Below are 12,009 nucleotides of genomic sequence, written 5' to 3' on the forward strand. Positions count from 1 at the left end.
CTTTATTTCTGTCCAACCATTTACTTCTGTCCAACCAAGAGTTCTCTAAACAGTTGTCTGAGTCGTTTCAATAATGGCAGGCTGCTTTTATCTTGATGCTGGATCACATCGACGTTTGCATGCCAGCCTATCTGCTCAAATTCTATGGGGACGCGAGTTAAGTTACCCGATGAAACTAAATTGGACGCCATATGCTCGGGCAATAGACACCAACCATGGCCCTGTAATGCGAGCTCCAATAACACGTAATAGTTATCGGCATACCAAACATCAGGACTGAACACCTGCTGAAAACTACTGGTTTTAGTATTCCGTGAGCGGATAAGTAATTGTCGATACAGTCGCAATGAGTCCATGTTCGGTGCAACTGATTTTGCTAAGGGATGCGAACTCGCCACATAAAGATCGAATTGAATCACCCCAATACTCTCAAAATCTATACTACTTGGCATAGATAATTCACTAAAAATCAATCCTGTAGATGCTCTTCCCGAATGCACCATGTCGATAATATCTATGCTTGAGGCACTGAGAAACTCGAGTTCGATATTAGGGAAATCACCTTCTAACAACCGAATAATTTCAGATATTCTCTGTATCGGAATGCCTTCATCCATCGCAAGGCACACTTCTGAAGATTGACTACTGAAGAGCGATAAGGCGGTATGTTTGAGCCTACGATGTTGAAGAATCGTCGCTCTTGCGTAGGGCAGTAATTTACTACCTTCGGCCGTTAATACCGGATAACGACCCGAACGGTCAAATAACTCAACCCCACAGTCAATTTCAAGATTCATCACATGCTGGCTAATCACGGATTGTGCTTTCTTAAGTTGTCTTGCAGCATTCGAAAATGAACCCGATTCTACGGTTTCCATAAAGGCTTCGAGTTGTTCGAGACTAAACATATCGCTTTTACCGATACTATCTAACTATAACTTATCCCTATAATAGATAAAATTATGGCCATAGTCACATTAAATGAATGGGAAATAGCCATGAAAACGACAGAACGTATCTTTAACGCCTTACTCTTTGAAGCGATTGCACTCGCTATTATTATCCCCGTTTCTGCCCTTATATCAGGCAAGGGAACCAGTGAACTTGTCATAGTTGGTATCGCTTTGAGTCTTTATACCGTGGTATGGAACTACTTCTACAACCTAGGATTCGACAGGGTATTTGGGGCAAATCGAGAGCAACGCACTTTGAAAACCAGAATACTGCATACCTTTGGATTTGAAGGGGGACTTATTTTCATTAGCATACCGACCATCGCCTGGTTTCTACAGATAGGTTGGTTGGCAGCCATGGGCTTAGAGGCGGTTTTTTTGATCTTTTTCTTCTTCTACAGCACCCTATTCCATTGGTGCTATGACAAGTATCAGCCCTATAAGACTTGGTTTACGATGCTAGCCACTAAGGTCAAATAGCGCAGCTAAGATCAACACACATCACCATCAAACGAACCTCACTAAACAATTTAGTGATTCGTTTGATGGCAGCATTGAAACTTATCCATTTCAATTTCTTCTACTTATACCAATCACATTAAATATCTAATCAGTTCAGAGCCTCACAGGCATCTCAATCCAAGGCGCATTGACGCAGAAATGGTTATTCCCTTTTAAGTCAATGCAACACGGGAGTGGGATGCCTGTGAGGCTCCCGAAGAGCGGGTTTTAACGCGCTTTATACTGCGTTCAAGGCTTTCGACAGAGCACCACTATGCCTTCAAGCCTTCGCCTTGTCTAAAGCGCGTTGAACTCCCGCTGAATGAACAGATATTTAGTACGATTGGTATTAGCAAGAAAGCTAAGCCAGTTCATGTGTTGCCCAGCGTAAAATTCCCCTTAAACACAGTACATAAAAATAATAAACCCGCACACGGTAAACTGAGGTTGTTGAAATATCCTATAAACATCACAAAAGGACTAACTATCAGTAATTAATATTCAAATCATTAGTCTAGATATAATTCTTTATGCTATAAAAGCCATATATTAAGCGGGGAGATGGAAGCAAAATGCGTGCAGGGAACAGAATGAGGCTCAGGATGCAGCAGGCATTAAATTTGCCGTCAGCATTGATACTTAGCATCGTTTTATTGCTCGTATCCATTATTTGTAACATGGCACTCGCTAAAGAAAGCAATGCAATACCAGCAGAATCGCAACCTCAAGCCATAACCTTAGCTGCAGAAGACAGTTGGCCACCTTTCGCCAATCAGTTTGGTCAAGGTATTTCCCATCGTTTAATCCAAGCCGCATTTAAACAGTCGCATATTGAAGTAAATAGCTTAGTTGTACCCTACTCCCGTGCCTTAATGATGGCGGAAAAAGGTGCAGTTGATGGGGTGTTTAACGTCACCCGCGAGAACAGTACTGAGCAACGCTTCATCTTTGGAAGCACCCCATTATTTATCGCCACGGCATCTTTTTATCAAAAGAAACAAAAACCTATTCTGGCAGACAATAAATGGGCGCTACCTAAAGGCACCGTTATCGGCGTGATTAAAAGCTATGAATATGGCGATGAGTTTCCCACATTAGTTAAACAGCAACAGCTCAATATCGTCACCGTCGCCAACCAACAACAGCTGATCAATTTATTGTTGATTGGTCGCATAGATGCCGCCTTGATGTTCGACTTAGTCGCCAAGGAAAACCTGAAAAAAATGGGGGTAGATGATGAGATTATTCCTGCATTTGCTAACCACAGCAGCGATATTTTTTTGGCCTTCTCGAAAGGAAATCCGCAAGCACAAACCTTAGCGACCCAACTCGACGCTGGCTTATCACAGCTAAAAGCCACAGGCCAATACGACAAACTGCTCTTAGTCGCTGACTAATCGCCTATTACTACGAGCGAATGATAGATTACCGCTGCGAGCGAATGATCTCTTGATTCACCCAATATAACAGCTGCTTAATAGCCTTCGATAGGATCTGATTCTGGCGCACAATATAACCTAAACTCGTAGTAGGGAATTGCGGTAGAGGAGTGACTTTAGTGGTGAGATTCGCCTTAGTGTAAACCGAAAACTCCGGTACGATCGCCACACCAAATCCCGCCTCAGCCCAATCGATTTGCGCGTCAACACTGCCGACTTCCATTATTCTGTAATTCGATAAGTTCAGCGACGGCAATGCGGGATCTAACAATTCGCGGGTTCGCGTATCGTGTCCTAATAAAATCAACGTCGGTTGCTCGGCTAAGGGCGTATCCACAGAGGGTTTTGCCTGCTGCCATTGCTGTAAGTTATCTCCGATTGCACACCATTTAATCTGTTGTAGCTCAGTAAAATGCAGTGGCTGACTTTCCTTCTGCGCAATAACAAACCCTAAATCGGCCTCGGCATTTTTTACCAATTCAGAGGCTTGTGATGAGGTTGTGTTGAGCAGCGAGAAATCTATTCCCGGAAACTCCGCCTTAAAGAGCTGAAACGGCTGGATTAACAATAACCGCGAGATAATATCGCTGGCGGCAATGGTCAAGGTGCCTTGGCTAAGGTCATTAATCGCATTGAGATCCGCCTGACAAATTTGTAGCTCCATTAACGTCTTCTGACTGCTCTCTAACAGGCGAAATCCCGCTTGTGTTAATCGAAAGGGATTACGGTCAATCAACTTGACTCGAGTGCTTTGCTCTAACTGCTTAATATGCAAGCTAACATTGGGCTGCGTCATGTGCAGCGCTGTGGCCGCTTTCCCAAAATGCTTGTATTCAGCCAAAGTCACGAAGGTCTTTAACCAATGGATATCGAGCATCACGTCACCTTTTGCAAAGTATTAGAGTTAATGATAGCCAATGATATATGAAATTCTTATTGGGATGATAACCATAATTAATTTCTCTTATTCAAATGACGGGTCTAGCATAGCGTCTTAATCAATGAGGAGATGTTGTTATGCCGTCGATCGTGGTTGTGGGTGCAAATTGGGGTGATGAAGGCAAAGGCCGCATCGTAGATTATTTAGCCGCGGATGCCGCTGCCAGTATTCGCTTTCAAGGTGGTAACAACGCTGGCCATACCGTCGTCAACGACTATGGCACCTTTAAATTACACCAATTACCAAGTGGCATTTTCAACCCTAACTGCGTTGCAGTTTTAGGCCCTGGCATGGTGATCAGCCCTGAAAAACTCAGTGTAGAAATTGCTGAAGTGCAAGCGGCTGGCATTGAAGTCAAATTATGCATTTCTGACCGTGCTACCTTGTGCTTACCTCTACATGCATTAGAAGATACCTTAGAAGAACAACGTCTTGGCGACCTCGCCTATGGTTCAACCCGTCAAGGGATTGCACCAGCCTATGGCGATCGCGTGATGAAAAAAGGCATTTTAGTCGGCTGGTTAAACCAACCTGAAGTGCTGCAAGAGCGTATTCAATTTATGCTCGACTGGAAATTGCCACAGTTAAAAGCACTTTATCCAAGTTGCGATTTTAATCAAACCGCCGCCGAAATGACCGCATGGTTATTAGAAGTGACGGCACCTTGGCGTCCGTTTATTTGTAACGTGACAGAGCCATTAAAAGCATTACAAAAACAAGATGCGAGCTTACTGTTTGAAGCGCAATTAGGTGCTGGCCGCGACTTAGTCTACGGCGAATATCCTTATACCACATCTTCAAACGTGACTGCGGCTTACGCGGGTATCGGCAGCGGTTTACCAGCTCTGCGTCCAGAGCGCGTAATTGCTGTCGCGAAAGCCTTTAGCTCATCAGTCGGCACAGGTACGTTAGTGACCGCAATGGAAGAGCAAGACGCCTTCCGCGAAAATGCCAACGAGTTTGGTGCAACGACAGGCCGTCCACGTGACATGGGTTACTTCGACGCTGTTGCCACCCGTAATGGTGTTGAGCTACAAGCAGCAACCGAAATTGCCCTGACTAAGATTGATTGTCTTTCTGGCATGAAAGATCTGAAAATCTGTGTTGCCTATGCTGGTGAACACACTGAGAACCCAATTTGGCCACAAACTGCTGCGTTAAGCCCAGTGTATGAGCAAATGCCAAGCTGGAGCGAAGATATTACTGGTTGTCGCACCTTCGAAAGCCTGCCTGTCGCCGCACAACAATATGTTGAACGTATTGAAGCCCTAATGGGTGTACGCGTTAGCATGGTTTCTGTTGGACCAGAGCGCGATCAAATGATCATTCGCTAGTAAACAACGTTTACCCTACAAAAAAGCCATATTCGCCTCGGTGAATATGGCTTTTTACTTTGATATGGTTTGTCATTGAAGAATCACTCAAGACGTTGATAGCAATGACTCGAATACCCCATATTCAAATATCGCCGCTAAGTGAAATAGCATTACTCTTCGAATACGTATTTATCTATCATACCGACCATACGACCAATTTCTGGTTTAGTAATGGTATCGTTAGCACCTAATGCCATCGCCTTTGTGCGGTTATCTTCACTCATTAAAGAGGAAAACATCACAATTGGCATTTGTCGATACGCCTTGGATTCTCTTAAGCGTTTCACCAAATGCATGCCATCCATGCGAGGCATCTCAACATCCGTAATAATGGCGCTGACAAAATCAGAAATAGAAGCATTATCTTGGTCAGCAAGATTCTCAAATTCCATCAGCATTTCAAGGGCATCACCACCATCTTTGGCTGTTATAATGTTGTAACCTGCGCTGCGAAGGGTATTTTCGATCATCTTACGAATAAAAGCGGAATCATCGACAATTAAAATCGTTTTCGCTTCACGTTTCGCCAGCATTTTATCATTGATCAGTACACTTCTATCGAGCGTGACATCGTACTTATCCATACTCAGTTCAGGATTGATATCGGCAATAATCTTCTCAAAATCCAATATCATAATGAGCATGCCATCACGGCGCACTACGGCAACGACACAATCATTTTCACCCGCTTCTAAAAATTGACTCGGCGATTCAACTTGCTCCCAAGACACTCTATGAATGCTACGAACACTATCGATTAAAAACCCATTAATCATCTTATTAAAATCAGTCACTATGACCACTTTGTGGGTTAAATCCTCTGGTGTCGATATTCCGAGCCAACCAGCAAGATCGACCAAAGGGATCAACTTTTCTCGCAGCGAGAACACCCCAACCATGTGCCGCTGGGCATTGGGATAATCTGACGTTTCTGGCACCCTAATGACTTCTCTCACTTTGGCGACATTAATACCGTAATGGCACACTTTATGGCCACCATTGGGAAGTGTCTTATGTAGATGAAACTCAATAATTTCGAGTTCATTTGTGCCACTCTCTGTCAATATTTCTGATTTTTTAATTTCGCTCATATAAAGCTCTCAGCCTAGCAAATCAACGTAAGAAAGGGATTGCAGTTATCAGTATAGGAAGGGATTAATGAATTAGGCACGATAGTGTGATTTTACTGCCTGATTAGCGTGATATTTTTTTGGTAACAAGCATTTTATCTATAAGCAGAAAAACTTCACATAATTGAATCTAATGACGATTTCAGTCGTCACATTGTCAATCATGTCCAGATTAAGCATCGCCGTTGCCGACCTAAAGTAGTCTGCACATTTCCCTTAACAGCGCTTTTGCCTCTCCGCATTAGAGGTTTTGTTTTAAGAGATAAGCCGCTAAACTAGCGCGCAATAAAACTATCTAGCATAGCCGTAGCCCATGCCGCAATTTAGCCCGACCTTTTCTTTCCCAGTGCAAATCTACTATGAAGATACTGATTTTTCTGGCGTGGTGTATCACCCCAACTTTTTGAAATACTTCGAGCGAGCCCGTGAGCATGTGATTGGTGCTGAGCGTTTAAGTGCATTATGGCAACAAAACCAACTGGGTTTTGCTGTGTATCGTAGCGATATGCTATGTCATGAGGGGGTGGAATTTGCCGATATTATCGATGTACGGACTAAATTTTACTTTGAGAGCAAGTATCGCACTGTGTGGCAGCAGGAGATTTGGCGCCCGCAGGGCAAAAAGCCTGCTGTCACTGCAACCATTGAAATGGTGTGTATGAATCAAGCCCGTCAATTAGCGCCTATGCCGGCAGAGTTAATCGCCATATTAAGTCTTGGTTTCACATCAAGCGAACAAAGCTAATACTCTTACATACAAGTACGCGCGCGATTTCCTGAGCTTATTTCGACATAAGCAAGGGCAACAAAAATCACTCAAAGAAGTACAACTCAAATAGCGATAACTGGACAGTATTAAGGCTCGGTTGCAAGCCTTAATACTCTTGATTTGACGAGAATTTGATTTAACGAGCATTTCATTTAACGAGCGCTTACTTTAATGAGCACAAGGTTTAGATTGTATTATGTAGTTGGGCCCAGTTCATTTCGAGTTCGGCGGCACTCATGGGCTTCGCGTAATACATACCTTGTATAGTATCAACCCCCATAGCCACTAACCTATCTCTAATCTCAAGCGTTTCAATTCCTTCAACAGTTACCTCATAACCGAGTTTTTTGGCAATATTAATACTGGCTTCGAGGATGTATTCCGATGGTTTATCCTGCTCCAGATCCTTTAAAAAGGCTTTATCAATTTTGACTTCATTAACGGGTAAATGCTTTAAATAAGCTAAGGAAGAATGACCCGTACCAAAATCATCAATTGCAAGTCTAACCCCTAAGGCACGTATCTTTCCTAACGTCTCAACCGCCTTAGTTAAATCCGCCATTAAAGTGCTTTCAGTAATTTCGATCATCAAAGATTCGGGTGGGAGCTGGTAATAGGCTAATCTTGCAGCAATTTCTTGGGGTAAGGTTTCACTGTCAAGGTCCCGTGTCGACAGGTTAACTGCAACACACAATTGTATCCCCGCCGCGCGCCATTTTGCCTGCTGTGCTAAAACCTGATCGAGTGCCCATTGGCTGACTAAATCAATCATGCCAGCATATTCAGCTAAGGGAATAAATTCTCCCGGAGAAATAATCCCGAGTTCGTCATGCTCCCAACGCATCAAGGCTTCAACCTGAAAACATCGACCCGTAGTAATATCCTGTTTAGCTTGATACACCATATATACTTGATTACGTTGCAAACCTTTAGGCAAACTATCGATAATTTTCAGTTCCCTTAACTGACGAATATCATCATTTTGGGCATAGTAAGCAATCGCGCTACGAGAATGGCGGGCTTTCTTCAGCGCCAAATCGACTCGACGTAGCATCTGACTCGTGTCGGCGTGGTGTTCTTGTAAATGCAGACAACCGATTTGAAGCTTAACGCTGACGGGTGTGTTCTTAATGCTAAAAGGCACTTGCAACCGCCCTCTTAAGTGGACTAATTGCTCCTCAGTCAACGCTTGCTCGTAATACAAACAAAATTCATCACCATTGAGCCGTGCGATTAATCTCGGGGATAAACTTAAGCTGTTTAGGCGTTCGGCAAATTGCTTCAGCAGGATATCGCCAAACACAAAACCAAAGAGATCATTCACATAACGAAATCGATAAATATCAATTAGCACTAATGTCCCTTGAGTCAGCGGCATCATGCCGGTAAGAGTACGTTTCAAGCCGACACGATTAACAAGTCCTGTTAGCTTATCCTTACCCACACTTGCCGGTAACGCCTTTAATAATTCATTTAAAGTATGGTAGAGAGGAACAAACGCTTGGGGGACGATGCCAATGTCTAAAGCTTGGCGTTCAACCTTTTGCAGCTCTAGCTGGGTACAAAGCTGTGCTAAGAATTTTTGCTGCGACCGTAAAGATCTGTACTTTGACTGCAGGATATACAATGAAAATATCAATAAAGCGAGAGAAGCGACAACTAACCCGATTACGAACATACCTTGGCCTCTGCCATACCACGTAAGCTTATTCTCAAATGACACGATAAAAGATATCAGCGCCATTTGAATTCCATTTAGGCCTAACGATTATTGGTAACTTTCTCTAATTGAATGGAATTTTTCCATAAACTCATCACTGGCTAAATCATCGGTCGTCACAGGTAATCCACGGGCGACAAATACACCGAGACGTTGCTCTAGTTCAGTGCCCGCTCGCAATTCACCGGTATAAAAGGCCGCTGCACGAATAAAGTCGAGATAGGTGACATGATCGGGTAGATAAGGTAAATCAGCCCAACGCTCAACCACTTCCATCACTTCGGTAGAGAAATCCCAACTTTTCAAAACAGCACGACCCAAAGGCCCTTGCATTTTACGTACGAGCGCGCGTAATTGATCAATGCTAGTGAATAAATGGGGATGCGCCTCCGCTTCTGTTAATACAGGTAAGGCGCCAATGTTATGCACGAGTCCAGCTAAGGTTAAGGTATCAAAATTTAACCGACTGGTTGAATGGCGCTTATTGTACATCTGCAGCATGGCACAAGACGCAGCGGTTACATCGATTGAGGTACGCCACACTTCGTCCATGACTTCCCACACCATTTCATTGGTGGAAATGAACAATTGCTCCATCGCCACCGAAGTGGCGATGCTTTTAATCTGGATTAAACCAATACGAGAAACCGCACTATTAATGCTTTCAGCGGGGACGCCTCGGCTATATAGCGCGCTGTTGGCGACCTTAATAATACGCGCAGAAATCGCTGCATCTTGGCCGATCACTTCTGCCACTTGTTTAAGGCTCGCATCGGAGCGTCCAACCACTTCTTGCACCCGCATCGCCACTTCAGGCAAGGTCGGTAGTACTAAGGCATCGTCTTTTAGTTTTTTTAATAAACTGACTAACAGTAGATGTTCGGTAGACATCTTAACTCCCATCAATCTGTAAACATCAACATTGGATTGTTGGAGTATATCAGTTGGCTGTCATTAGATGCGTAGAAAAAACTGCAGACGTTAATAATTTGTATGATTGCGTTATCAATTTTGCCTTACTTATCTGTCTGGATCATCGACCTCAATCATCACTCAAGTTGAAATATTCCGCTCCAGTTGATCTAAGCCAAACTCACTATATTCGTAAAATGTGAAGTACTGCTAAAGTTAACTAAGGCAATTTGCATACCCCTACTTTCATTGTGTAAAATGCCGCCCCCGCGCACCGCGTCATTTATTAACCCATTTGAGAGTGATTATGTTTAAACCTGAGCTGCTGTCTCCAGCTGGAACCTTAAAGAACATGCGCTACGCCTTTGCCTATGGCGCAGATGCAGTGTATGCCGGTCAGCCAAGATATAGTCTAAGGGTACGTAACAATGACTTTAAAATGGAAAACCTTGCTACTGGGATTGAAGAAGCCCATGCACTCGGTAAAAAGCTGTATGTGGTGAGCAATATCGCGCCCCACAATGCTAAGCTAAAAACCTATATCAAGGACATGGAACCCGTAGTGGCGATGAAACCTGACGCACTGATCATGTCCGATCCAGGTTTAATCATGATGGTGCGTGAAGCGTTTCCTGATCAAGTGGTGCATTTATCCGTGCAAGCGAATGCCATCAACTGGGCCTCGGTAAAGTTTTGGCAAACCCAAGGCATCAAACGCGTGATCCTGTCACGCGAATTGTCTTTAGATGAAATCGAAGAAATTCGTCAGCGCTGCCCCGATATTGAGCTTGAAGTGTTTGTGCATGGCGCCCTGTGTATGGCGTATTCAGGCCGTTGTTTACTCTCGGGTTATATCAACAAACGCGATCCTAACCAAGGCACCTGCACTAATGCTTGTCGCTGGAAATACGATGTACACGAAGCGCAGCAAAATGACAGCGGTGACATCATTGCCATGCCAAATGCGGTGCAAATTGAAACGCCAACGACCTTAGGCGCAGGCGCCCCCACAGATCAAATTTACCTACTACAGGAAGCCAATCGCCCCGGCGAATACATGCCCGCCTTCGAAGATGAGCACGGCACTTATATCATGAACTCTAAAGACTTACGGGCCATTCAGCATGTTGAGCGCCTGACTAAAATGGGCATAGACTCGCTCAAAATTGAAGGCCGCACTAAGTCCTTCTATTACGTTGCCCGTACCGCACAACTGTATCGCCGCGCGATTGAAGATGCTTCATCGGGTAAAGATTTCGACCGCAGTCTAATGAATCAATTAGAAGGCCTAGCCCACCGTGGTTATACCGAAGGCTTTTTACGTCGCCATGTGCATGATGAATATCAAAATTATGACTATGGCTACTCAGTTAGTGACACCCAACAATTTGTAGGTGAACTGACGGGCAAACGTAATCTTGCAGGATTGGCCGAAATTGAAGTAAAAAACAAGTTCTCCGTTGGCGACAGTGTTGAACTGATGACGCCGCAAGGCAATATCAGTTTGACGATTGAACAACTCGAAAATCGCAAAGCTGAAGCGGTTGAAGCCGGTTTAGGTTCGGGGCACACTGTATATCTGCCCGTGCCGAAAGAAGTCGATTTGAGCCACGGTATTTTGCTGCGTAACTTGCCCCAAGGTCAGGATACTCGCAACCCACATGAACTAGGTTAAGATCATGGCACTACTGATCGACGATAGCTGCATCAATTGCGACATGTGTGAACCTGAATGTCCTAATCAGGCCATCACTATGGGCGAAGAGATCTATGAAATCGATCCAGACCGTTGCACCGAATGTGTGGGTCACTACGACAAACCGACTTGCGTGTCTGTCTGCCCCATTGATTGCATCGACCCAGATCCAAACCGTGTCGAATCTAACGACGAATTGTTAGTGAAATTTGCCGTGTTAACGCAAAAAGCTTAATCACGTCACCTGACCGAGTGGCTATAATGCCTCTCGGTCAAATCTGCTCTAATACCTGCCATAACCTGCGCAAAACAATCCGCATAAAAAATCACAATAAAGATGCATTTAACGGTATGGAAAGCCTTTAAATCGCTTAAATCCAAGCCTTTATTTCAGTATTAGTCAAAACACTACTTTAGACTGACTTCTTTTCAGCGGTGAATGTCAAAAAAGTAGCAGACGGAATTTATCGCTGCTTCACAGTTTGTGATTCGGACAAAATGTCGCTTGATAAATCACCACTTTTATAGACTAGGTTGTTTTAATAGACTAATAGTTATTATTTTGACGCTTAT

The 12,009-nt window shown here is 43.9% G+C and carries 11 protein-coding genes; 6 read left to right on the top strand and 5 right to left on the bottom strand.

What is annotated here, in order from left to right; all coding sequences use genetic code 11:
* Positions 1–20 precede the first annotated feature (20 nt).
* Positions 21–908 (bottom strand): LysR family transcriptional regulator, encoded by an 888-nt coding sequence (locus ACHA99_RS13765; RefSeq protein WP_393943318.1) that lies wholly within the window; start codon positions 906–908, stop codon positions 21–23.
* Between the two features lie 90 nt (positions 909–998).
* Here ACHA99_RS13765 and ACHA99_RS13770 point away from each other — a divergent pair, with 90 nt between their 5' ends.
* Together ACHA99_RS13770 and ACHA99_RS13775 are read left to right on the top strand one after the other, a co-directional pair.
* Positions 999–1,433, top strand: coding sequence for a PACE efflux transporter (locus ACHA99_RS13770; protein WP_393943320.1), 435 nt, complete (start codon positions 999–1,001; stop codon positions 1,431–1,433).
* 593 nt (positions 1,434–2,026) lie between these two features.
* Complete coding sequence (locus tag ACHA99_RS13775; RefSeq protein WP_393943322.1) at positions 2,027–2,851, top strand: substrate-binding periplasmic protein; 825 nt, start codon at positions 2,027–2,029, stop codon at positions 2,849–2,851.
* Positions 2,852–2,879: 28 nt separating this feature from the next.
* Here ACHA99_RS13775 and ACHA99_RS13780 read toward each other — a convergent pair whose 3' ends face one another.
* Entirely contained in the window at positions 2,880–3,770 is an 891-nt protein-coding gene (locus ACHA99_RS13780) for a LysR family transcriptional regulator (protein ID WP_028761417.1), read from the bottom strand.
* Between the two features lie 140 nt (positions 3,771–3,910).
* Here ACHA99_RS13780 and ACHA99_RS13785 point away from each other — a divergent pair, with 140 nt between their 5' ends.
* Positions 3,911–5,167 (top strand): adenylosuccinate synthase, encoded by a 1,257-nt coding sequence (locus ACHA99_RS13785; protein ID WP_173497522.1) that lies wholly within the window; start codon positions 3,911–3,913, stop codon positions 5,165–5,167.
* Positions 5,168–5,319: 152 nt separating this feature from the next.
* On the opposite strand, the gene ACHA99_RS13790 is transcribed toward ACHA99_RS13785, so the two are convergent.
* A complete protein-coding gene (locus ACHA99_RS13790) occupies positions 5,320–6,300 on the bottom strand; it encodes a chemotaxis protein (protein WP_105251730.1) in 981 nt (326 codons plus the stop codon).
* Between the two features lie 352 nt (positions 6,301–6,652).
* On the opposite strand from ACHA99_RS13790, the gene ACHA99_RS13795 reads away from it, so the two are divergent.
* Positions 6,653–7,084, top strand: a complete 432-nt coding sequence (locus tag ACHA99_RS13795) for a thioesterase family protein (protein ID WP_105251729.1) — start codon at positions 6,653–6,655, stop codon at positions 7,082–7,084.
* A 208-nt stretch (positions 7,085–7,292) separates the two neighbouring features.
* Here the strand turns inward: ACHA99_RS13795 and ACHA99_RS13800 are convergent, their stop codons facing one another.
* Together ACHA99_RS13800 and ACHA99_RS13805 are read right to left on the bottom strand one after the other, a co-directional pair.
* Entirely contained in the window at positions 7,293–8,786 is a 1,494-nt protein-coding gene (locus tag ACHA99_RS13800) for a putative bifunctional diguanylate cyclase/phosphodiesterase (RefSeq protein ID WP_393943497.1), read from the bottom strand.
* Between the two features lie 90 nt (positions 8,787–8,876).
* On the bottom strand, positions 8,877–9,719 hold the full coding sequence (locus tag ACHA99_RS13805) for an HDOD domain-containing protein (RefSeq protein WP_028761421.1): 843 nt from the start codon (positions 9,717–9,719) through the stop codon (positions 8,877–8,879).
* Between the two features lie 328 nt (positions 9,720–10,047).
* Here ACHA99_RS13805 and yegQ point away from each other — a divergent pair, with 328 nt between their 5' ends.
* Positions 10,048–11,415, top strand: a complete 1,368-nt coding sequence (yegQ, locus tag ACHA99_RS13810) for a tRNA 5-hydroxyuridine modification protein YegQ (RefSeq protein ID WP_105251727.1) — start codon at positions 10,048–10,050, stop codon at positions 11,413–11,415.
* Between the two features lie 4 nt (positions 11,416–11,419).
* Positions 11,420–11,671, top strand: a complete 252-nt coding sequence (locus ACHA99_RS13815; protein ID WP_006082676.1) for a YfhL family 4Fe-4S dicluster ferredoxin — start codon at positions 11,420–11,422, stop codon at positions 11,669–11,671.
* Positions 11,672–12,009: the final 338 nt, after the last annotated feature.

The organism is Shewanella sp. S23-S33, assembly GCF_043359565.1.
GTDB classification, from domain to species: domain Bacteria; phylum Pseudomonadota; class Gammaproteobacteria; order Enterobacterales; family Shewanellaceae; genus Shewanella; species Shewanella oncorhynchi.

Coding starts and splice junctions, on each gene's coding strand:
- ACHA99_RS13785 (WP_173497522.1), top strand. CDS start 3,911: ATGCCGTCGATCGTGGTTGTGGGTGCAAATTGGGGTGATGAAGGCAAA.
- ACHA99_RS13805 (WP_028761421.1), bottom strand. CDS start 9,719: ATGTCTACCGAACATCTACTGTTAGTCAGTTTATTAAAAAAACTAAAA.
- ACHA99_RS13780 (WP_028761417.1), bottom strand. CDS start 3,770: ATGCTCGATATCCATTGGTTAAAGACCTTCGTGACTTTGGCTGAATAC.
- ACHA99_RS13790 (WP_105251730.1), bottom strand. CDS start 6,300: ATGAGCGAAATTAAAAAATCAGAAATATTGACAGAGAGTGGCACAAAT.
- ACHA99_RS13765 (WP_393943318.1), bottom strand. CDS start 908: ATGTTTAGTCTCGAACAACTCGAAGCCTTTATGGAAACCGTAGAATCG.
- yegQ (WP_105251727.1), top strand. CDS start 10,048: ATGTTTAAACCTGAGCTGCTGTCTCCAGCTGGAACCTTAAAGAACATG.
- ACHA99_RS13775 (WP_393943322.1), top strand. CDS start 2,027: ATGCGTGCAGGGAACAGAATGAGGCTCAGGATGCAGCAGGCATTAAAT.
- ACHA99_RS13815 (WP_006082676.1), top strand. CDS start 11,420: ATGGCACTACTGATCGACGATAGCTGCATCAATTGCGACATGTGTGAA.
- ACHA99_RS13800 (WP_393943497.1), bottom strand. CDS start 8,786: ATGTTCGTAATCGGGTTAGTTGTCGCTTCTCTCGCTTTATTGATATTT.
- ACHA99_RS13795 (WP_105251729.1), top strand. CDS start 6,653: ATGCCGCAATTTAGCCCGACCTTTTCTTTCCCAGTGCAAATCTACTAT.
- ACHA99_RS13770 (WP_393943320.1), top strand. CDS start 999: ATGAAAACGACAGAACGTATCTTTAACGCCTTACTCTTTGAAGCGATT.